The organism is Streptomyces sp. NPDC058145 (assembly GCF_042884245.1).
In the GTDB taxonomy this organism is placed as follows: Bacteria; Actinomycetota; Actinomycetes; order Streptomycetales; family Streptomycetaceae; genus Streptomyces.
On the sequence record NZ_JBHVUH010000001.1, the window covers coordinates 215600 to 237108 of the forward strand.

Annotated in this window: 24 protein-coding genes; 23 read left to right on the plus strand and 1 reads right to left on the minus strand. The window is 68.3% G+C overall.

Going from position 1 to position 21509, the window contains the following annotated elements:
* Nucleotides 1-24: 24 nt before the first annotated feature.
* The gene (locus ACFVVO_RS01060) at nt 25-1302 is read right to left on the minus strand and encodes a hypothetical protein (RefSeq protein WP_390050876.1); all 1278 of its coding nucleotides are present in this window, start codon (nt 1300-1302) and stop codon (nt 25-27) included.
* Nucleotides 1303-1449: 147 nt separating this feature from the next.
* Between ACFVVO_RS01060 and ACFVVO_RS01065 the strand changes: the two genes are divergently transcribed.
* The 23 genes from ACFVVO_RS01065 (at nt 1450) to rplN (ending at nt 21509) form a co-directional block, all read left to right on the plus strand.
* On the plus strand, nt 1450-2424 hold the full coding sequence (locus tag ACFVVO_RS01065; RefSeq protein WP_390050877.1) for a glycosyltransferase family 2 protein: 975 nt from the start codon (nt 1450-1452) through the stop codon (nt 2422-2424).
* Between the two features lie 262 nt (nt 2425-2686).
* Nucleotides 2687-3058: a 30S ribosomal protein S12 gene (gene rpsL, locus ACFVVO_RS01070; protein ID WP_003948652.1), complete on the plus strand. Its 372-nt coding sequence runs from the start codon at nt 2687-2689 to the stop codon at nt 3056-3058.
* Between the two features lie 2 nt (nt 3059-3060).
* Complete coding sequence (gene rpsG / locus ACFVVO_RS01075; protein ID WP_005481264.1) at nt 3061-3531, plus strand: 30S ribosomal protein S7; 471 nt, start codon at nt 3061-3063, stop codon at nt 3529-3531.
* 39 nt (nt 3532-3570) lie between these two features.
* On the plus strand, nt 3571-5697 hold the full coding sequence (gene fusA / locus ACFVVO_RS01080; RefSeq protein ID WP_390050878.1) for an elongation factor G: 2127 nt from the start codon (nt 3571-3573) through the stop codon (nt 5695-5697).
* A gap of 156 nt (nt 5698-5853) precedes the next feature.
* On the plus strand, nt 5854-7047 hold the full coding sequence (tuf, locus tag ACFVVO_RS01085; RefSeq protein ID WP_390050879.1) for an elongation factor Tu: 1194 nt from the start codon (nt 5854-5856) through the stop codon (nt 7045-7047).
* Nucleotides 7048-7193: 146 nt separating this feature from the next.
* Nucleotides 7194-7943, plus strand: a complete 750-nt coding sequence (locus ACFVVO_RS01090) for a hypothetical protein (RefSeq protein ID WP_390050880.1) — start codon at nt 7194-7196, stop codon at nt 7941-7943.
* 176 nt (nt 7944-8119) lie between these two features.
* The gene (locus ACFVVO_RS01095) at nt 8120-10936 is read left to right on the plus strand and encodes a glycosyl hydrolase 115 family protein (RefSeq protein ID WP_390051544.1); all 2817 of its coding nucleotides are present in this window, start codon (nt 8120-8122) and stop codon (nt 10934-10936) included.
* 287 nt (nt 10937-11223) lie between these two features.
* Nucleotides 11224-11604: a hypothetical protein gene (locus ACFVVO_RS01100; RefSeq protein ID WP_390050881.1), complete on the plus strand. Its 381-nt coding sequence runs from the start codon at nt 11224-11226 to the stop codon at nt 11602-11604.
* Between the two features lie 17 nt (nt 11605-11621).
* Nucleotides 11622-13655 (plus strand): hypothetical protein, encoded by a 2034-nt coding sequence (locus tag ACFVVO_RS01105; RefSeq protein WP_390050882.1) that lies wholly within the window; start codon nt 11622-11624, stop codon nt 13653-13655.
* 161 nt (nt 13656-13816) lie between these two features.
* Complete coding sequence (locus ACFVVO_RS01110; protein WP_390050883.1) at nt 13817-14194, plus strand: hypothetical protein; 378 nt, start codon at nt 13817-13819, stop codon at nt 14192-14194.
* 153 nt (nt 14195-14347) lie between these two features.
* On the plus strand, nt 14348-15232 hold the full coding sequence (locus tag ACFVVO_RS01115) for a hypothetical protein (protein ID WP_390050884.1): 885 nt from the start codon (nt 14348-14350) through the stop codon (nt 15230-15232).
* 438 nt (nt 15233-15670) lie between these two features.
* On the plus strand, nt 15671-15979 hold the full coding sequence (gene rpsJ / locus ACFVVO_RS01120; RefSeq protein WP_003948644.1) for a 30S ribosomal protein S10: 309 nt from the start codon (nt 15671-15673) through the stop codon (nt 15977-15979).
* Nucleotides 15980-15996: 17 nt separating this feature from the next.
* Entirely contained in the window at nt 15997-16641 is a 645-nt protein-coding gene (gene rplC / locus ACFVVO_RS01125) for a 50S ribosomal protein L3 (RefSeq protein ID WP_390050885.1), read from the plus strand.
* A gap of 8 nt (nt 16642-16649) precedes the next feature.
* Nucleotides 16650-17303, plus strand: coding sequence for a 50S ribosomal protein L4 (rplD, locus tag ACFVVO_RS01130; RefSeq protein WP_390050886.1), 654 nt, complete (start codon nt 16650-16652; stop codon nt 17301-17303).
* Nucleotides 17303-17722 (plus strand): 50S ribosomal protein L23, encoded by a 420-nt coding sequence (rplW, locus tag ACFVVO_RS01135; protein ID WP_390050887.1) that lies wholly within the window; start codon nt 17303-17305, stop codon nt 17720-17722. Before rplD ends, rplW begins: the two co-directional genes overlap by 1 nt.
* Before the next feature lie 38 nt (nt 17723-17760).
* Entirely contained in the window at nt 17761-18597 is an 837-nt protein-coding gene (rplB, locus tag ACFVVO_RS01140; protein WP_031167077.1) for a 50S ribosomal protein L2, read from the plus strand.
* 12 nt (nt 18598-18609) lie between these two features.
* Complete coding sequence (rpsS, locus tag ACFVVO_RS01145) at nt 18610-18891, plus strand: 30S ribosomal protein S19 (RefSeq protein ID WP_003992359.1); 282 nt, start codon at nt 18610-18612, stop codon at nt 18889-18891.
* A gap of 44 nt (nt 18892-18935) precedes the next feature.
* Nucleotides 18936-19283 (plus strand): 50S ribosomal protein L22, encoded by a 348-nt coding sequence (gene rplV, locus ACFVVO_RS01150; RefSeq protein ID WP_003974262.1) that lies wholly within the window; start codon nt 18936-18938, stop codon nt 19281-19283.
* Nucleotides 19283-20104: a 30S ribosomal protein S3 gene (gene rpsC / locus ACFVVO_RS01155; protein ID WP_356189303.1), complete on the plus strand. Its 822-nt coding sequence runs from the start codon at nt 19283-19285 to the stop codon at nt 20102-20104. Before rplV ends, rpsC begins: the two co-directional genes overlap by 1 nt.
* A 5-nt stretch (nt 20105-20109) precedes the next feature.
* Complete coding sequence (rplP, locus tag ACFVVO_RS01160; protein WP_143627890.1) at nt 20110-20529, plus strand: 50S ribosomal protein L16; 420 nt, start codon at nt 20110-20112, stop codon at nt 20527-20529.
* Nucleotides 20529-20753, plus strand: coding sequence for a 50S ribosomal protein L29 (gene rpmC / locus ACFVVO_RS01165; RefSeq protein WP_030174543.1), 225 nt, complete (start codon nt 20529-20531; stop codon nt 20751-20753). The genes rplP and rpmC overlap by 1 nt, the downstream gene beginning before the upstream one ends.
* A complete protein-coding gene (gene rpsQ / locus ACFVVO_RS01170) occupies nt 20753-21040 on the plus strand; it encodes a 30S ribosomal protein S17 (protein ID WP_003992363.1) in 288 nt (95 codons plus the stop codon). The genes rpmC and rpsQ overlap by 1 nt, the downstream gene beginning before the upstream one ends.
* A 100-nt stretch (nt 21041-21140) precedes the next feature.
* Complete coding sequence (gene rplN / locus ACFVVO_RS01175) at nt 21141-21509, plus strand: 50S ribosomal protein L14 (protein ID WP_003998823.1); 369 nt, start codon at nt 21141-21143, stop codon at nt 21507-21509.

The window sequence follows — 21509 nt, forward strand, 5'->3', positions numbered from 1 at the left end:
GGCGTTTCCGCGGACGCCCTTCGCCTACGGGATGCCCAGCTCGAAGATCACGTAGTGCGCGTACCAGCCCGACGCCACCGCCGTCGTCGTGAAGAAGACGGCCAGGCCGGGCCACTTCAGGCGGCTCAGGGCGGCCGCCGGCGCCAGGAGCAGCGGGAAGGAGGGCAGCAGATAGCGGGAGGTGTTGCCGAACATCTGCTGGGTGCCCAGGACGGTGACGATGCCGGCCAGGGTGTAGGCGACCAGCACCAGCGGCGGCTTCCGGCGCAGCATCAGCGCGATCAGGAAGGGCAGCGCGATGACGAGCTGCACCCCGAGCAGATCAGGCGTGGAGAAGGCGAAGAGGTAGTCGTTGTGCCCGACGGCGACGTTGCCGAGGACGTCCGACGTGTAGGCGCCCCAGTCGAAGTAGTGCGCCCAGCCCTCGCGCTGGAGCGTGAAGTAGGCGGTGAGGTCGCCCATGCTCCACCCGACCCACGCGACGTAGGTGAGCAGGCCGAGCGGCGCCGAGATCATCGCGAAGACCGGTTGGGCGACCCCGTGCTCACGCCGCCCGTCCCGCCGCAGGACGGTGACCAGGGCGGCCAGCCCCACCGCGCCGATGAGGGCCGCCGAGGTGGGCCGGTTCAGGCCCGCCAGGAAGGCCAGCAGGCCCGCGGCGACCCAGCGGCCCCGCATCACGCTGTAGCAGGTCCAGGCCGCGATGGCGACGAACAGGGACTCCGAGTACACGGCCCACTCGACGCCGGCCCCGGGCACGACGGCCCACAGCCCGGCGGCGATGGTGCCCGCCCGCGCCCCGGCCAGCGCCGAGACCACCGCGTAGATGCCGGCCGCCGCCACCAGGGAGGCCAGGACCGACACGAGGATCCCGGAGCCGTACAGGCCGAGACCGGTCGTCTCCGAGACGGTGCGGATCAGCCCGGGGAACAGCGGGAAGAACGCGACCGAGTTCTGCTTGACGGTGAAGAGCCCGCCGCCGGGCAGCCGCTCCAGCGGCTTCGGGTCGTACCCGTGCCCGGCGACCTGCAGATACCACCAGCCGTCCCAGGTGGACAGCACGTCCCACCAGTGGGCGCCGCCACCGAACCGCGGGTCCTTCCTCCGGTAGTCGCCCGCATGCTCCAGCAGGCAGGCGAATATGGTGAGGCCCACGAGCTTCGTGACGCAGTACAGGACGAGTGGAGCCACGTACGGCCGCGCACCCGGCGGCAGCGTGAGCCGGCGACTCGGGCGCGGAGTGCCGAACTGTTCCCCGGGCAGGACGGTGTCCGCCTCGATGTCCCCGGAAGCCGTGCTCATCCCTGCGGTCTCCCCCCTCGGCAGACCGCCGGGGCCGGAGGACGTTCCGCTGCCCGGGGGTCGTGAAGTGTCAGTCACAAGATCACACAAGGATCACTTGTGTGTGGCCAAAGCGTCGCATGTGCGGGGCCAAGGGGGGAGAAGCGGGTGACCGGAGGAGCGGACCCGGCGATCGAGCTGTCCGTCGTCGTACCCATGTTCAACGAGGCCGAGGCGCTGCCCGCCCTCGTCAGCCGGCTGCGCCCGGTCCTGGAGGGCCTGGGCGTGCCGTACGAGCTGGTCGCCGTCGACGACGGCAGCACCGACGGCACCGGCGAGCTGCTCGCGGCCTTCCGGCTCGGCTGGCCGGAACTGCGGGTGATCGGGCTGCGCCGCAACTCGGGCCATCAGGCCGCCCTGACCGCAGGCCTCGACCGGGCCGTCGGCGCGTACGTGGTCAGCCTCGACGCCGATCTGCAGGACCCGCCCGAGAAGATCCCCGACATGCTGGCCCTGGCCCGCGCCGAGGGCCTCGACATCGTCTACGGCATCCGCGCCGACCGGGCCAGCGACACCGGCTTCAAGCGGTGGACCGCCGGGCTGTACTACCGGCTGGTGCGCCGTCTCGCCGGCCCCTCCGTGCCCGCGCAGGCGGGCGACTTCCGGCTGCTCAGCCGGGCGGCCGTGGACGCGCTGAAGGCGCTGCCCGACCAGCAGCGGGTCTACCGGCTGCTGGTGCCCTGGCTGGGCTTCCCCAGCGGCCGGGTGACCTACGAGCGCGCCCCGCGCACGGCCGGCCGCAGCAAGTACCCGCTCGGCCGGATGATCCGGCTCGCCGTCGACAGCGTCACGGGTTTCTCGGCGGCCCCGCTGCGGCTGGCCACCTGGCTCGGCGGCTTCGCCTTCCTGGTCTGCCTCGGGCTGATGGTGTACACCCTCTCCGCCCACGTCCTGGACCACACGGTCCCGGGCTGGACCTCCCTGTTCACCGGAGTGCTCTTCATCGGCGCGGTGCAGCTGATCTGCGTGGGGCTGCTCGGGGAGTACGTGGCCCGCATATACACGGCCATACAGAACCGGCCGACGTACTTCGTGGGCCATGACACGGCGGAGCAGGCCGAGGAGACGACGTCGCGCCGCTGATCCCCGGAGCCCTCCGAGCCCCGGGCCTGTTGCCTTTGTTTTGACCGGAGTGAGTACGGTAGGTACGCTCAGACCTTGTGCCTGGGGTGTGCCCTGGCTTTCGTGCGTGCCTTCAACCGCACGCGGAGCCGACACCGGCCACCGTGATCCGTGCTTTTCTCGCCTCGCGGCGGAAGCGCGGCGGATTCGACACACCCGACCGCGTGGGTCGGCGACGTTCCAGGTTAGCTGTACCTATCGGCACACAGAAACCGGAGAAGTAGTGCCTACGATCCAGCAGCTGGTCCGTAAGGGCCGGCAGGACAAGGTCGAGAAGAACAAGACGCCCGCACTCGAGGGTTCCCCTCAGCGTCGTGGCGTCTGCACGCGTGTGTTCACGACCACCCCGAAGAAGCCGAACTCGGCCCTGCGTAAGGTCGCGCGTGTGCGTCTGACCAGCGGGATCGAGGTCACCGCTTACATTCCGGGTGAGGGACACAACCTGCAGGAGCACTCCATCGTGCTCGTGCGCGGCGGCCGTGTGAAGGACCTGCCCGGTGTTCGCTACAAGATCATCCGTGGTTCGCTCGACACCCAGGGTGTCAAGAACCGCAAGCAGGCCCGCAGCCGCTACGGCGCCAAGAAGGAGAAGTAAGAATGCCTCGTAAGGGCCCCGCCCCGAAGCGCCCGGTCATCATCGACCCGGTCTACGGTTCTCCTCTGGTGACCTCCCTCATCAACAAGGTGCTGCTGAACGGCAAGCGCTCCACCGCCGAGCGCATCGTGTACGGCGCCATGGAGGGCCTGCGCGAGAAGACCAGCAACGACCCGGTCATCACGCTGAAGCGCGCGCTGGAGAACATCAAGCCGACCCTCGAGGTCAAGTCCCGCCGCGTCGGTGGCGCCACGTACCAGGTGCCGATCGAGGTCAAGCCCGGTCGCGCCAACACGCTGGCCCTGCGCTGGCTGGTCGGTTACTCCCGCGCCCGTCGCGAGAAGACCATGACCGAGCGTCTGCTCAACGAGCTTCTCGACGCCTCCAACGGCCTGGGTGCCGCTGTGAAGAAGCGCGAGGACACGCACAAGATGGCCGAGTCCAACAAGGCCTTCGCGCACTACCGCTGGTAGTCGCTACCCACATCGAGACCGAGAGAAGACTGAAGCCTTATGGCTACCACTTCACTTGACCTGGCCAAGGTCCGCAACATCGGGATCATGGCCCACATCGACGCGGGCAAGACGACCACCACCGAGCGGATCCTGTTCTACACCGGCGTTTCCTACAAGATCGGTGAGGTCCACGACGGCGCCGCCACCATGGACTGGATGGAGCAGGAGCAGGAGCGTGGCATCACGATCACCTCTGCTGCCACCACCTGTCACTGGCCGATGGAAGACGTCGACCACACCATCAACATCATCGACACCCCGGGTCACGTCGACTTCACCGTCGAGGTGGAGCGCTCCCTGCGCGTGCTCGACGGTGCCGTGACGGTGTTCGACGGCGTCGCCGGTGTCGAGCCGCAGTCCGAGACGGTGTGGCGTCAGGCGGACCGCTACGGCGTTCCGCGTATCTGCTTCGTCAACAAGCTCGACCGCACCGGTGCCGAGTTCCACCGCTGTGTCGACATGATCTCTGACCGCCTTGGCGCTCAGCCGATCGTGATGCAGCTGCCGATCGGTGCCGAGGCCGACTTCAAGGGCGTCGTCGACCTCGTGACGATGAAGGCCCTCGTGTGGTCCGCCGAGGCCACCAAGGGCGAGATGTACGACACCGTCGACATCCCGGACACCCACGTCGAGGCTGCCGAGGAGTACCGCGGCAAGCTTCTCGAGGCCGTGGCCGAGAACGACGAAGAGATCATGGAGCTGTACCTGGAGGGCACCGAGCCCACCGTGGAGCAGCTGTACGCCGCGATCCGTCGTATCACCATCGCGTCCGGCAAGTCCCAGGACACCACGGTCACCCCGGTGTTCTGCGGCACCGCGTTCAAGAACAAGGGCGTCCAGCCCCTGCTCGACGCGGTCGTGCGCTACCTCCCCTCCCCCCTGGACGTCGAGGCCATCGAGGGCCACGACGTGAAGGACCCGGAGACGGTCGTCAAGCGCAGGCCGTCCGACGACGAGCCGCTGTCGGCGCTGGCGTTCAAGATCATGAGCGACCCGCACCTCGGCAAGCTCACCTTCGTCCGGGTCTACTCGGGGCGCCTGGAGTCCGGCACGGCCGTGCTGAACTCCGTCAAGGGCCGCAAGGAGCGCATCGGCAAGATCTACCGTATGCACGCGAACAAGCGTGAGGAGATCGAGTCGGTGGGCGCCGGCGACATCGTCGCCGTGATGGGTCTGAAGCAGACCACGACCGGTGAGACGCTGTGCGACGACAAGAACCCGGTGATCCTGGAGTCCATGGACTTCCCGGCGCCGGTCATCCAGGTCGCCATCGAGCCCAAGTCGAAGGGTGACCAGGAGAAGCTGGGCGTCGCGATCCAGCGCCTGGCCGAGGAGGACCCGTCCTTCCAGGTCCACTCGGACGAGGAGACCGGCCAGACCATCATCGGTGGTATGGGCGAGCTGCACCTCGAGGTGCTGGTCGACCGTATGCGCCGTGAGTTCCGGGTCGAGGCCAACGTCGGCAAGCCGCAGGTCGCGTACCGCGAGACGATCCGCAAGGCCGTCGAGCGCGTGGACTACACCCACAAGAAGCAGACCGGTGGTACCGGTCAGTTCGCCAAGGTGCAGATCGCGATCGAGCCGATCGAGGGCGGCGACGCCTCGTACGAGTTCGTGAACAAGGTGACCGGTGGCCGCATCCCGAAGGAGTACATCCCTTCGGTGGACGCCGGTGCGCAGGAGGCCATGCAGTTCGGCATCCTGGCCGGCTACGAGATGACGGGCGTCCGCGTCACGCTCCTCGACGGTGGCTACCACGAGGTCGACTCCTCCGAGCTCGCCTTCAAGATCGCCGGCTCGCAGGCCTTCAAGGAGGCCGCGCGCAAGGCCAGCCCCGTGCTGCTCGAGCCGATGATGGCCGTCGAGGTCACCACGCCCGAGGACTACATGGGTGAGGTCATCGGCGACATCAACTCCCGCCGTGGCCAGATCCAGGCCATGGAGGAGCGGGCCGGTGCCCGCGTCGTGAAGGGCCTCGTGCCCCTTTCGGAGATGTTCGGCTACGTCGGCGACCTCCGCAGCAAGACGTCGGGTCGCGCGAGCTACTCGATGCAGTTCGACTCCTACGCCGAGGTTCCGCGGAACGTCGCCGAGGAGATCATCGCGAAGGCCAAGGGCGAGTAACGCTCCGCGTTCTCACGCCTTAGGCTTGACTCCGGAGCCTCAAGGGGCATTCAGCCGCATTGCAGGATGAATGCCCCGGGTTCCGGGACTTAACAGCAAAGATCACCTGGCGCCGATGAAGTAAGGCGTACCAGAACCACTCCCAGGAGGACCCCAGTGGCGAAGGCGAAGTTCGAGCGGACTAAGCCGCACGTCAACATCGGCACCATCGGTCACATCGACCACGGTAAGACGACCCTCACGGCCGCCATTACCAAGGTGCTGCACGACGCGTACCCGGACCTGAACGAGGCCACCGCTTTCGACAACATCGACAAGGCGCCCGAGGAGCGTCAGCGCGGTATCACCATCTCCATCGCGCACGTCGAGTACCAGACCGAGGCGCGTCACTACGCCCACGTCGACTGCCCGGGTCACGCGGACTACATCAAGAACATGATCACCGGTGCCGCGCAGATGGACGGCGCGATCCTGGTGGTCGCCGCCACCGACGGCCCGATGCCGCAGACCAAGGAGCACGTGCTCCTGGCCCGCCAGGTCGGCGTTCCGTACATCGTCGTCGCCCTGAACAAGGCCGACATGGTGGACGACGAGGAGATCCTGGAGCTCGTCGAGCTCGAGGTCCGTGAGCTCCTCTCCGAGTACGAGTTCCCGGGCGACGACCTGCCGGTCGTCAAGGTCTCCGCGCTGAAGGCGCTGGAGGGCGACCCCGCGTGGACCCAGAGCGTTCTCGACCTGATGACGGCCGTCGACGAGAGCATCCCGCAGCCCGAGCGTGACGTCGACAAGCCGTTCCTGATGCCGATCGAGGACGTCTTCACGATCACCGGTCGCGGTACGGTCGTCACCGGCCGTATCGAGCGTGGTGTCCTCAAGGTCAACGAGACCGTCGACATCGTGGGCATCAAGCAGGAGAAGACCACCACCACGGTCACCGGCATCGAGATGTTCCGCAAGCTGCTCGACGAGGGCCAGGCCGGTGAGAACGTCGGTCTGCTGCTCCGCGGCATCAAGCGCGAGGACGTCGAGCGCGGCCAGGTCATCATCAAGCCGGGCTCGGTCACCCCGCACACCGAGTTCGAGGCGCAGGCCTACATCCTGTCCAAGGACGAGGGTGGCCGCCACACGCCGTTCTTCAACAACTACCGTCCGCAGTTCTACTTCCGTACGACGGACGTGACCGGCGTCGTGACCCTCCCCGAGGGCACCGAGATGGTCATGCCGGGTGACAACACCGAGATGAAGGTGGAGCTCATCCAGCCCGTCGCCATGGAAGAGGGCCTGAAGTTCGCCATCCGTGAGGGTGGCCGGACCGTGGGCGCCGGCCAGGTCACCAAGATCAACAAGTGATCTTGAACTGACCCGGCCCGGTCTCTGGCCTGGTAGCTGTCGGAGAGGCCCGTACGACTTCGGTCGTGCGGGCCTCTTCGTTGTCTCCCGCCGTATGATCATGCGACCGGGCCGCCCGGAACCGGTTGTCTGCAGAGGTGGGTGCCGTGCTCGACAAGGTGCGGGCGGTGGTCCCATGGCTGGCCGTCGCCGCCGTCGTGATCGCCATGGGCTACCAGCAGGGACTGTTCACACTGGTCGGGCGGCTCGCCCCGGGTCCGGCGAAGGCCGTGGCCCTGCCCGGGGGCGGCGTTTCCGACGGTGACCGGTGCGGGACCAAGGGATACCACCGGTTCCGGCTGCCCGCGGACGCGGTCATCCCGCCGCCCCGGAACGAGCCGCCGGCCGGCCCCCGGCTCGTCCTCGGCGCCTACGGGTACGAGCAGGGGCCCCGCACCCCCGCCCGCTTCACCATCGGCCTGCTTCTCGCCCCCGGCGGGAACCGGCCCCTCGAACTGTCCAGGACCCTCGGCACGGACGGCGTCGCGGTGGAGATCGAGGGCCCGGACGGGCTGGTCGGCGGCGCGCACGGCCTGCCGGTCACCTGGCGCGAGCCCGCCGGAACGGGCTCCGGCCACAGGATGCGCGTCGGCGCCCGCGGCGGTGGCAGCGCCGAGGTCGTGCTCCCCGTGCGGGCCTTGTGCCCCGGCCAGGAGGGGGCGGAGGTCATGAAGAAGCTGCAGGCGCCGATCGACTCGAACAACACCATCACCGGGCAGCCGCCGTACACCCTGACGGTCTCCTTCTCCGACCCCGGCGTCGGGAAGCTGCGCGCGTCGCTGGGCTCGCCGGACCGCGGTGACGTGCTCGGTGCCGGCAACCTCATCCCCCCGGACCCGGAGACCGGCCGCCCCTGAGCCGTGGCCACGGCCCGCCCGGCCGGTGTCGGTAACGAAAGTATTCGGCGCGCCCGACCCGTTGTCCCTCCGGGTCGCTGCCCCCAGCATTTGTCATACCGCTTGGCGAATTCCGTCGGAGGGGTCAGGCATGTCTGTCCGTCGCAGGGCTGTGCTTGGGGGCGGGTCTTACCGCCGTGCCGGTGCTGGCGTCCGGGGTGGCCCGGGCCGGGGAGGGCACCGCGCCGCGGGTGACGGACCCGGGTTCGTACATCTCCTTCACCGGCGGGGCGTTCTCGCTGGTGGGCGCACCGGTGGTGGTCAGTGCCGAGGATCACCCCGGAGTCGTCCGGGTGGCGGGCGACCTCCGTGACGACATCGAGCGGGTCACCGGCGTGCGCCCCGGTTCGACGATCGCCGGGTTCCCGGTTCTGCTGGGCACCATCGGCCGCAGCCCGCTCATCGACGGCCTGATCGCGAGCGGCCGCCTCGATGTGTCCGGGGTGCGGGGCAGGTGGGAGACCTCGCTGCAGACGGTGGTCGAGCACCCGATGCCCGGCGTGGAGCGGGCGTTCGTCATCGCGGGCAGCGACCCGCGGGGCTCGATCTTCGGCGCGTACGACGTCTCGTACGGCATCGGCGTCTCGCCCTGGTACTGGTGGGACGACGTGCCGCCGGTGCGCCGCGACGAGGTGTGGGTGCGCCCGGGCCGGTTCACGCAGGGCGCCCCGGCGGTGAGGTACCGGGGCATCTTCATGAACGACGAGAACCCGGCCCTCGGCACCTGGGCCCCGGAGCACTTCGGCCCGGGCAAGGCACCCGGGCAGCCCGGCGGCTTCAACGCGGACTTCTACGCGAAGGTCTTCGAGGTGCTGCTGCGCCTGAAGGGCAACTACCTCTGGCCGGCGGTGTGGGGCCGGGCCTTCGCCGAGGACGACCCGGAGAACCACCGGCGGGCCGCCGACTACGGCGTTGTCATCGGCACGTCCCATGAGGCCCCGATGATGCGCGGCATCGAGGAGTGGAACCGCCACGCGACGCCGGGTCACGACCCCTACGGCGGCACCGGCGAGTGGTCGTACCGCCGCAACGCCGAGGCGATACGGAAGTACTGGCGGGCCGGCATCCAGCGGATGGTCGACGAGGGCTTCGAGGGCGTCGTCACCCTCGGCATGCGCGGCAACGGCGACACCGGTCTCCCCGACGGCGACGGCATCGAGCTGATGCGGGAGATCATCACGGACCAGCGGCAGATCATCGAGCAGGTCACCGGCCGCCGGGCCGCCGAGACCCCGCAGGTGTGGACCCTGTACAAGGAGGTCCAGCGGTACTGGGACCGCGGCCTCCGGGCGCCGGACGACGTGACGGTGGTCCTGACGGACGACAACTGGGGCAACATCCGCAAGCACCCGGACGGCCCCCGGTCCGGCGGATTCGGCCTGTACTACCACTTCGACTACGTGGGCGCCGGACGCAACTACAAGTGGGTCGACACCGCGAACCTGCGCAACACCTGGGACCAGCTCCACCAGGCGCACGCCTACGGCAACCACGGCCTGTGGGTGGCGAACGTCGGCGACCTGAAGGGCAACGAGCTGCCGACCGAGTTCTTCCTGAACTACGCGTGGGACCCGGAGACCTGGCCGATCGAGCGGCTGGGGGAGTGGGAGGAGCGGTACGCCCGGCAGAACTTCGGCGCGGACCGCGCGGCCGAGATCGCGTCGGTGCTGGCGGCGTACGGCCGGCTCCAGGCCCGCCGCAAGCCGGAGCTGCTCAACCGCCGCATCACCGAGGCCGGCGGCCAGGTGGTCCAGGACGACGAGCGGAGCCCCTACTACTTCGGGCACCGCGAGCTGGAGCGGGTGACGGACGAGTGGCGGGAGCTGGGGCGGCGCGCGGAACGGATCGCCCGGCGGCTGCCCGCCGAGCGGCAGGACGCGTGGTTCGAACTGGCCGGCTACGAGGTGACGGCGACCGCCAACCTGTACGCGCTGCGGGAGGCGGAGTTCACCAACCTCCTGTACGCGCGGCAGGGCAGAGCGGCGACCAACGACCTGGCGACGCGTGCGGAACAGGGCCTCGCCCGCGACCTGGCCCTCGCGGACCGCTTCAACTCCTCGATCGCGGACGGCAAGTGGCAGGGCTTCCAGACCCAGCCGCACATCGACTACGGCGACGTGGACCGCTACGGCCCGAACGCCGGCTGGCAGCAGCCGGAGAAGGACAACGTGGCCCTGCCGGACGTGCTGTTCCCGGCGGTACGGCGGATCGAGGTGCCCGAGGCCGCCGAGCTGGGCGTGTCGGTGGACGGCGCCGAGGACGCGGCGGAGTGGTGGCCGGGCGGTTCCCCGCGGCATGCGGCGCTCCCCGAGTTCAGCCCGTACCAGACGCGTCCGCGGCAGTACGTGGAGATCTTCAACCGGGGCCGCACGCCCTTCGACTACCGCGTGCGGACCTCCGAGCCCTGGCTGGTGGTCGACCGCCCGCGGGGCCGGGTGGAGCGGCAGGTCCGGCTGGAGTTGCGGGTGGACTGGTCCCGGGCCCCGCACGGCCGCGCCGAGGCGTCGCTGGAGGTGAGCGGGGCGGGGGCGACGGTGACGGTGGGGTGCGTGGCGGTCGCCAAGCCGCAGCGGGGCCTGCGGGGCTTCGTCGAGGCGGGCGGATACGTGGCGATCGACGCCGAGCACCACGACCGGGCGGTCGGGCAGTGGCGCCGTCTGGACGGCATCGGCCGCACCGGCGCCGGAATGACCCCCTGGCCGGTCACCGCACCCCGCCGCACGCCCGGCGCCCCCTCGTCCCCGCGCCTGGAGTACGAGGTGACCGTGCTGTCACCGGCCGACGAGGTGACGGTCTGGGCCTGGCTCTCGCCCCGCAACCCGGCCCTGCCGACGGGCGGCCTGCGCGGGCCAGCGTGTCGCCCGCCTGGTGGACGGTGCCAGCCGACCATGTGCCGCCCGGGTCACCGGGGCCCCCGGGGTCGCTCGGCCCGCTTGTGGCCGCCTTCAGGGTGAGGCCGTGGGCCCGCAGGACCGGGGGACGGCACCTGGGCCGTGGGACACCACCTACCGGGCCGGTGACCGGGTCACCCACGCGGGCCCACGGCTACGCCTGCCTGCGGACCCACACGGCCCAGCCGGGCTGGGAGCCCCCGGCGGTCCCGGCGCTGGGGCGGGCCGGCCGAGCGGCGCCGGCACGTCGGACGACGTCAACGCGGCGCACGTGAAACCCCCCGTGACGAAGATCGACGTCCACCGGTTGAAGGAGCGGCGGTGGACGTCGATACGGCGAGGGGCGAGCGGTGGACGGTCCGGCAGGAGGCGACGGCGGTTACGGCCGCGGCCCTGGGGCGGGGAGACTGGCGTCCACCCCCGCCGAGAAGCGGGCGGCGGCCAAGGCGCTGAACGACCACATCGAGCCAGACACCCGCAGGGCCGGCGAGTGGGCGGACGACGAGACCGGGGCGGCGGTGAAGGCCTTCGGCGCCCGCGACGGACACGGCTGGCTCACCTCCACCGCGCTGCGCGAGGCCCACGCGACCTGGGGCGACCAGGTGAGGAACCTGATGGACCGGCTGGGTGCCGAGAAGGACGCGCTGCGCAGCACGAACGTGGTCCTGACCGGCTCGGATCTGGCAGCCGGCTCGGCACTGCGGCGCACGTCCGCGCTCGACCTGTACTGACGGGGGAACGGCCGGGCATGCCGACGTACCACGAGATCATGAGCACCGACCTCGCCGCACTCACCGGCGCCGCCGAGCGCTGGGAGGGCATGGCGGCGGAGTTCGCGAAGCAGGAGCGGGCGTACCGGCGGGACGTCCACCGCATCACGACGGGCCCCGCCTGGAGTGGAATGAGCGCGGAGGCGGCCCACGGCCGCTTCGGCGTCACGCTCAAGGAACTGCAGTACGCCCAGGCGGAGGCCAAGGCGATCGCCTCCCTGCTGCGGGACGCCCACGCCCAGTTCACGGAGCTGAAGGGCAGGCTCACGGCGGCGCGCGAGGAGGCCCGGGCGGCCGGGATGCGGATCTCGGACCGAGGCCGTGTCAGCGCAGACCCCACGCACACGAAGGAGCCGGACGAGTCGTCCGTACGGTCCTGGCAGGACCGTGTCGACGCGGCGGTACGGGCCGTGACGGACGCGGACACGGGTGTCGAGACCGCCTTGGCGGCCGTGGTCGTCGACTCGGACCCGTTGGTCGGCGGTCGGGGCTTCAACGGCCGGGCACTGGGAGACATCGAGAAGTACGAGGCGCTGGCCGCGGAGGAGACACTCAGCAGACTCAGCCGGGGCGGGCACCTGTCGCAACGCGAACTGACCGAACTGCAGCGGACGTTCCGCGACAACTCGGGTGACGAGGCGTTCTCCCGAACCCTGCTGGACGACCTGGGGGCGGCGGGCACGATCACCCTGACGAACGAGCTCAACGACCTGATCCACGTGCGCGGCGGACCGGGGTCGGGCACGTACTCGACGATCGAGTCGGGCCTCGCTGACACCCTGGCGACGGCGACGAGGGACACGGACTCGCGCTGGTACAAGCACTGGCGAGCCTCCATGCGGCACGCCGGCATCGAGCACTACGCCACGGACGCGCAGGGCGAACGCATGGACAAGGCGGTGGGCTACCAGTCCCTCGTCACCCTGATGCACAAGGGCCACGGCTACGCGCCGAAGATGCTCGAGAACCTGACCGACGACATGATCGCGGCGGAGCGCCGGGACCCGGGCGTCTGGCAGTTGAAACACGAGTACAGCGGCAGGCACGGCGGCTGGTTCGCGAACGACCCGGTGGACGGCGCGCTGGACATCATGAGCCACGACCCCCACACGGCCGCGGACTACCTTGGCTCGGACGCCCGCATGAAGTACCTGGTAGAGGACCGCGACTGGAACGTCGTCCTGCACGAGCACGGGGGAGACAAGACCGGCACCTACGCGGCCGGCCTCGACGCGGACGACCGCGAGGGCTTCGGCAGGGCCCTCCAGGCGGCGACCACGGGAATCGACCCGTCCGACAAACACGCCCACTACGTGCCCCACACCAAGCAGAACGACGCGGTCTTCCGGTCGGCGATCAGCCACCTGTCCGACAGCGGCGACAAATTCCCCCCGTCCCTGCGGCAGCCCATGGCATCGATTCTGGTCAACCACGGCGACACCGTGCACGCCTCGATGAGCGAAATCGACATCTCCAAGTCCCCCTTGCCCCAGGACCAGCTCTTCGAGGTCACCAAACAGGTATCAAAGGACAAGGACGCCTACGGCACGCTCAACGGCGGCTTGAACCAGGCGATGGTCTCAGGAATCCACGACGATCACTCCAAGTCCACAGAACCCCTGCTCCGCGCAGGCCGCACTGTCGGCTTCCTCGAGGAGGCCCGCATCCAGGCACAGGGCGACCCCAAAACAGCCTCCTTCGAAGCGAAGCCAGTGTTCGACAAGGCGATCAGCTACATCCCGATCGTCAGCAATGACGTGCAGCAGGGGTTCGACTACGTCACGGGTAAGTGGATGGCGGACGAGCAGAAGCGGTTGGATGACCAACAATCTCAGAAAAACATCGACGCCTTTGATGCGCGAAACGGTCAACTGATGGGGCTTGCTCAAGAATGGACCAAGATGCACCGAGAGGACGGCACTCTGGACTACGCCGCTAAAAGCGAGATCGGCGGGGCAGCCGAGGACGGTATGGCTCACGCAACAGGTGTGTCTGGAGTGCAACCCCGGTGATTTCGTATCTGCACAGGAGCTCGGCGAGCTTGGTCGTGTTGCCACTCCTAGTCGTGAGTGTCTCCTGCGGTAACTCCTCTGATCGAGCAATTCCTGGGGTGATCTGCGGAACACGCGTCGATCCTGATGTCACGCGCCCCCTCATGACGTCCACTGGCGGGTTGAGTGAGTATGACAAAGTGGATCGTTCTGAGGCAGTCACCGCCCCGTGTCTCATCTTGGTGCAGGATCTGGTGGCCATGCGCTTCCGATTCTCATGGGACGCGGATGCGGCGGATCTCATGTATCTGGCGAAAGATACCGGGAAAATCTCTGGCGTCAGCGCTCCGCACTATGTGAATGGCGCCCCGTACAAGACGCTTGTAGGGACTGACGGTGCAATCTCTCAAGCTGCCTGTAAAACCAAAGGCGGAAACTACTTCACTCTTACCCTCCAACTCCCTCAGGTGAAGCTGACTGACCAATCCCACCGCAACGACATCGAAAAGTTCATGCGTGCCTTCTTCCCAGCCACGGTCAAAACGCTCGGCTGCGCATGACGTCGGGACCTTTCCCGCACCGCCTCGCCGGGCGTGGCGGGTGTGCGGGCAGCCTGGTCCCTGCCGCAGGTGTCGCCATCTGTCCCCGGGGCGTGTGATCCGCCTACGATTCCGGGGGAGCGGGTAACTGCTCGACTGCGCGAAGGGGGCACCGTGCAGAGAGAGATCGTGGTGACACTGATCAGCACCCTGGGGACTGTCTGGGTGGCCTTTCTGACGGTCCGGGGCAGTGCGAGGAGGGACCACCGCCCCTACGTCGGACCGCTCATGGGACTGAGCGAGTTCTGCGGTTACGCGACGGGTGTCGCCCGAGCGGCGATGACGGAGTGCGACAAGGCGTTCCAGGAGTTGGCGGAGGGGGACTATCCCGTACCCGCTACGGGCGGGGATCGAGTCACCGCCTATCGCGCAGAGGCCGGACTCGACGATCCGGCGCCCGTGGCAGCCGAAGCGCACGATCTCGTGCGCAGCGAGCTGGACACGTATGCGAAGGCGACCCGGGCGTTCCAGCAGAAGCTCCGCGCCACGGGCCGGATCATCGACGACCTGGCCGGCGCCGTGCCCCTCGCGCCCGCCCAGGTCGAACGGGAGCTCAGTCGGCATCTACCCGCACTGCGGGAGTCGCTGCAGGCGCTGGACGCGGCGTTCGAGAACAGTGTCGACGGCTACTTCCAGCGGCACGACTCGTTCATGTCCATCCGAGCGCGGCGCTCGCTCCGGAAGAAGGCGGAGAACCGGTACGCCCGGTCCGTCACTGCCGGACAGAACGCCGTGCTCGAGGAATCGCAGCGCTCGACCGCAGACGGTTCCCAGGAAGATCGCGTGGATCAGACGAGAGTGGACGGTAGCCGGCCCGTCTGCGGATACTGCATCTGGCGCTGTCCGCATGCACCGGACCTGTCGTTCATCCCCACCATGGCGCGGGGAGCCGGCGACCCCGGCCCGTCCGCACAGAGCCCCGCGTCCGCCGGGCCTCATGCGGTCGGCAGTGGCGGCCGAGGGGTAGCTCTGCCCGCGGCGAGAGGGGTGACCCGGTGAACGGCTGCGTGGCTTCGGTTTGACCTGCGTCACCCCAGGGGTAATGTCTTCCGGCCGATTGGCCAGCCCCCCGCCCCATATGGCAGACTGTCCGAGTTGCTCGGTCGAGTGTTGATGCTGCGCGCCTCCCGCCGGGAGGACCGGAAGCGAGTCCCACAGTACTCGTCGCCCTAACTGCCCACGGGCAGCGCTGGGGCGGACGTACGGGAATCTTCCGGGAAGTGTGAGCGCAACCCCGGCCAGGCGCCCGGTGGGCCTGAGGTCCCCGGTCCGCGGTTCCGGAAGGGCCATCGCATTCCCCGCAGGGATGTTCGAACAAGGGACATCTGTGTCAGCGGGAGCGCGACACACCCGACCGCGTGGGTCGGAGAAACGAAGGCAGCAGAAGGAATCCGCCGGGTTCCGGAGCGTTAGAAGAGACAGGACTACTGAGTAGCCATGGCGGGACAGAAGATCCGCATCCGGCTCAAGGCCTACGACCACGAGGTCATCGACTCCTCGGCGAAGAAGATCGTCGAGACGGTGACCCGCACTGGTGCGTCGGTCGCGGGCCCGGTGCCGCTGCCCACTGAGAAGAACGTGTACTGCGTCATCAAGTCGCCGCACAAGTACAAGGACTCGCGCGAGCACTTCGAGATGCGCACGCACAAGCGCCTGATCGACATTCTCGACCCCACCCCCAAGACCGTTGACTCTCTGATGCGACTCGACCTCCCGGCCGGTGTCGACATCGAGATCAAGCTCTGAGGGTCGGTGAGCTGAGAATGGCTAAGCAGATCAAGGGCATCCTGGGCGAGAAGCTCGGCATGACGCAGGTGTGGGACGAGAACAACCGTGTTGTTCCGGTCACCGTCGTCAAGGCCGGCCCCAATGTCGTCACCCAGGTCCGTACGAACGATGTCGACGGCTACGAGTCCGTCCAGATCGCTTTCGGCGAGATCGACCCGCGCAAGGTGAACAAGCCCCTCAAGGGTCACTTCGCCAAGGCCGACGTCACCCCCCGCCGTCACCTCGTCGAGATCCGCACCGCGGACGCCTCCGAGTACACGCTGGGCCAGGAGATCTCCGCGGAGGTCTTCGAGGCCGGCGTCAGGGTGGACGTGACCGGCAAGAGCAAGGGCAAGGGCTTCGCCGGTGTCATGAAGCGTCACAACTTCAAGGGCCTCGGCGCCGGACACGGCACCCAGCGCAAGCACCGCTCGCCCGGTTCCATCGGTGGCTGCGCCACCCCGGGCCGCGTGTTCAAGGGCCTCCGCATGGCGGGTCGCATGGGCAACGAGCGGGTCACCACCCAGAACCTGACCGTCCACGCCGTTGACGCGGAGAAGGGCCTGCTGCTCATCAAGGGCGCGGTTCCCGGTCCGAACGGCGGCCTCGTCCTGGTCCGCACCGCGGCCAAGGGGGCCTGAGGTAACCGATGAGTACTGTTGACATCCTTTCGCCGGCGGGCGACAAGGCCGGTTCCGTCGAGCTCCCCTCGGAGATCTTCGACGCCAAGGTCAGCGTTCCGCTGATCCACCAGGTCGTCGTCGCACAGCTGGCCGCTGCCCGCCAGGGCACGCACAAGACGAAGACCCGTGGCGAGGTCCGTGGTGGCGGCAAGAAGCCGTACCGCCAGAAGGGCACCGGTCGCGCCCGTCAGGGTTCGACCCGCGCCCCGCAGTTCGCCGGTGGTGGCGTCGTCCACGGCCCGCAGCCGCGTGACTACTCGCAGCGCACCCCGAAGAAGATGAAGGCCGCCGCCCTGCGCGGTGCCCTCACCGACCGGGCGCGTCACAACCGCATCCACGTCGTTTCCGGCGTGGTCGAGGGCGCGAACCCCAGCACCAAGGCCGCCAAGAGCCTGTTCGGCAAGATCAGCGAGCGCAAGAACCTGCTCCTGATCGTCGACCGCTCCGACGAGGCCGCGTGGCTGTCCGCCCGCAACCTGCCCCAGGTCCACATCCTGGAGCCGGGCCAGCTGAACACGTACGACGTTCTCGTCTCGGACGACGTGGTCTTCACCCAGGCCGCGTTCGAGTCCTTCGTGTCTGGCCCCAAGGCCGCTGACACCGAAGGGAGCGAGGCCTGATGGCTACGCGTCACCCGAGCATCGCCTCGAAGGCCGCCAAGGCCGCCAAGGCCGCGCGCGTCGCCAAGGCGAAGCGCCACGCCACCGAGGGCAAGAACACTGTCGAGACCCCGCTGAGCAAGTCGTACACGGACCCCCGTGACGTCCTGCTGAAGCCGGTCGTCTCGGAGAAGAGCTACGCGCTCATCGACGAGAACAAGTACACGTTCATCGTCGACCCGAACGCCAACAAGACCCAGATCAAGCAGGCCGTCCAGGCGGTCTTCGACGTCAAGGTCACCGGGGTAAACACGATCAACCGCCAGGGCAAGCGCAAGCGCACGAAGACCGGCTTCGGTCAGCGTGCCGGCAGCAAGCGCGCGATCGTGACCCTCGCCGAGGGCGACCGTATCGACATCTTCGGCGGTCCGACCGCGTAAGCGGGTCGGATCGTCCGATATCGGACGAGGACTGAGAAATGGGAATCCGCAAGTACAAGCCGACTACGCCGGGCCGTCGTGGCGCCAGCGTCGCCGACTTCGTCGAGGTCACGCGGTCCACGCCGGAGAAGTCGCTGGTCCGCCCCCTGCACAGCAAGGGCGGCCGTAACAACGCCGGTCGTGTGACCGTTCGCCACCAGGGTGGCGGACACAAGCGCGCCTACCGCGTGATCGACTTCCGTCGTCACGACAAGGACGGCGTGCCGGCGAAGGTCGCGCACATCGAGTACGACCCCAACCGCACCGCGCGCATCGCGCTGCTGCACTACGCCGACGGCGAGAAGCGCTACATCCTCGCCCCGCGCAACCTGCAGCAGGGTGACCGCGTCGAGAACGGTCCCGGGGCCGACATCAAGCCGGGCAACAACCTGGCCCTCCGCAACATCCCGGTCGGTACCACGATCCACGCGATCGAGCTCCGTCCCGGTGGCGGTGCCAAGTTCGCCCGCTCCGCCGGTGCCTCCGTGCAGCTGCTCGCGAAGGAGGGCTCGATGGCCCACCTCCGCATGCCGTCCGGTGAGATCCGCCTGGTCGACGTCCGCTGCCGCGCCACCATCGGTGAGGTCGGCAACGCCGAGCAGAGCAACATCAACTGGGGTAAGGCCGGCCGTAAGCGGTGGCTGGGCGTTCGCCCGACCGTCCGTGGTGTCGTCATGAACCCGGTTGACCACCCGCACGGTGGTGGTGAGGGCCGGACCTCCGGTGGTCGCCACCCCGTGTCCCCGTGGGGCAAGAAGGAAGGCCGTACTCGTTCGCCCAAGAAGGCGTCGAACAAGTACATCGTCCGCCGCCGCAAGACGAACAAGAAGCGCTAAGGACGGGTTGAGATGCCTCGTAGCCTGAAGAAGGGGCCCTTCGTCGACGACCACCTGATCAAGAAGGTGGACGCCCAGAACGAAGCCGGCACCAAGAACGTCATCAAGACCTGGTCCCGCCGCTCCATGATCGTCCCGGCCATGCTTGGCCACACGCTCGCGGTGCACAACGGCAAGACCCACATCCCGGTGTTCGTCACCGAGTCGATGGTCGGCCACAAGCTCGGCGAGTTCTCGCCGACGCGCACCTTCCGGGGTCACGTCAAGGACGACCGGAAGTCGAAGCGCCGCTAACCGCGGATCGCATTCAGACACGTAAGTAACTGAGAGGGACAACCATGGAAGCCAGGGCCCAGGCGCGGTACATCCGCGTTACGCCCATGAAGGCCCGCCGCGTGGTGGACCTTATCCGTGGCATGGATGCCACGGAGGCTCAGGCGGTCCTGCGATTCGCTCCGCAGGCCGCCTCAGTGCCCGTCGGCAAGGTGCTCGACAGCGCCATCGCCAACGCCGCGCACAACTACGACCACACCGACGCCGACAGCCTCTTCATCTCTGAGGCGTACGTCGACGAGGGCCCGACCCTGAAGCGGTTCCGACCGCGTGCCCAGGGCCGTGCCTACCGGATCCGCAAGCGGACCAGCCACATCACCGTGGTCGTCAGCAGCAAGGAAGGAACCCGGTAATGGGCCAGAAGGTTAACCCGCATGGGTTCCGGCTCGGTGTCACGACCGACTTCAAGTCGCGTTGGTACGCCGACAAGCTGTACAAGGACTACGTCAAGGAAGACGTCGCCATCCGTCGGATGATGACGTCCGGCATGGAGCGCGCCGGCATCTCGAAGGTTGAGATCGAGCGCACCCGTGACCGCGTGCGTGTGGACATCCACACCGCTCGTCCGGGCATCGTCATCGGCCGCCGTGGCGCCGAGGCCGACCGCATCCGCGGCGACCTCGAGAAGCTCACGGGCAAGCAGGTCCAGCTGAACATCCTCGAGGTCAAGAGCCCCGAGACGGACGCTCAGCTGGTTGCTCAGGCCGTCGCCGAGCAGCTCTCCTCCCGCGTCTCCTTCCGTCGTGCCATGCGCAAGAGCATGCAGGGCACGATGAAGGCCGGCGCCAAGGGCATCAAGATCCAGTGCGGCGGCCGCCTCGGCGGCGCCGAGATGTCCCGCTCGGAGTTCTACCGCGAGGGCCGCGTGCCCCTGCACACGCTCCGTGCGAACGTGGACTACGGCTTCTTCGAGGCCAAGACGACCTTCGGCCGCATCGGTGTGAAGGTCTGGATCTACAAGGGCGACGTCAAGAACATCGCCGAGGTCCGCGCCGAGAACGCTGCGGCCCGTGCGGGTAACCGCCCGGCCCGTGGCGGTGCCGACCGCCCGGCCCGTGGTGGCCGCGGTGGCGAGCGGCGCGGTCGCAAGCCGCAGCAGGCTGCCGGCGCCGAGGCCCCCAAGGCCGAGGCCCCCGCCGCCGCTCCGGCTGAGAGCACCGGAACGGAGGCCTGACCGAAATGCTGATCCCCCGTAGGGTCAAGCACCGCAAGCAGCACCACCCGAAGCGCAGCGGCGCTGCCAAGGGCGGTACGCAGGTTGCGTTCGGCGAGTACGGCATCCAGGCGCTCACCCCGGCGTATGTGACGAACCGCCAGATCGAGGCCGCTCGTATCGCCATGACGCGTCACATCAAGCGTGGTGGCAAGGTCTGGATCAACATCTACCCGGACCGTCCCCTCACCAAGAAGCCTGCCGAGACCCGCATGGGTTCCGGTAAGGGTTCCCCGGAGTGGTGGATCGCCAACGTCAAGCCCGGACGCGTGATGTTCGAGCTGTCGTACCCCAACGAGAAGATCGCCCGTGAGGCGCTGCTTCGAGCGGCCCACAAGCTGCCGATGAAGTGCCGGATCGTCAAGCGCGAGGCAGGTGAAGCGTGATGTCGGCCGGTACCAAGGCGTCCGAGCTGCGCGAGCTGGGCAACGAGGAGCTTCTGGGTAAGCTCCGCGAGGCCAAGGAAGAGCTGTTCAATCTCCGCTTCCAGGCGGCGACCGGTCAGCTCGAGAACCACGGTCGGCTGAAGGCCGTCCGTAAGGACATCGCGCGGATCTACACCCTGATGCGTGAGCGCGAGCTGGGCATCGAGACGGTGGAGAGCGCCTGATGAGTGAGAGCAACGTGACTGAGCAGACTGCAGAGGCCCGCGGCTTCCGCAAGACCCGTGAGGGTCTCGTCGTCAGCGACAAGATGGACAAGACCGTCGTCGTCGCTGTCGAGGACCGCGTCAAGCACGCGCTGTACGGCAAGGTCATCCGCCGTACCAACAAGCTCAAGGCGCACGACGAGCAGAACGCCGCGGGCGTCGGCGACCGTGTCCTCCTCATGGAGACCCGGCCGCTGTCCGCGACGAAGCGTTGGCGCGTCGTCGAGATCCTCGAGAAGGCCAAGTAAATCTCCTGCGGGGCATCCCTCGCAGGACAGTTCCGCCAGGCTCCGGGAGCCGCTCCGCTGAGCGGCTCCCGGGGAACCGGCAGACAAACAGGAGATAGACGTGATCCAGCAGGAGTCGCGACTGCGCGTCGCCGACAACACTGGTGCGAAGGAAATCCTTTGCATCCGTGTGCTCGGTGGCTCCGGTCGCCGCTACGCGGGCATCGGTGACGTCATCGTCGCCACCGTCAAGGACGCGATCCCCGGTGGCAACGTGAAGAAGGGTGACGTCGTCAAGGCGGTCATCGTTCGCACCGTCAAGGAGCGCCGCCGTCCCGACGGCTCGTACATCCGCTTCGACGAGAACGCCGCCGTCATTCTGAAGAACGACGGCGACCCTCGCGGCACCCGTATCTTCGGCCCGGTCGGCCGTGAGCTGCGCGAGAAGAAGTTCATGAAGATCATCTCGCTCGCGCCGGAGGTGCTGTAA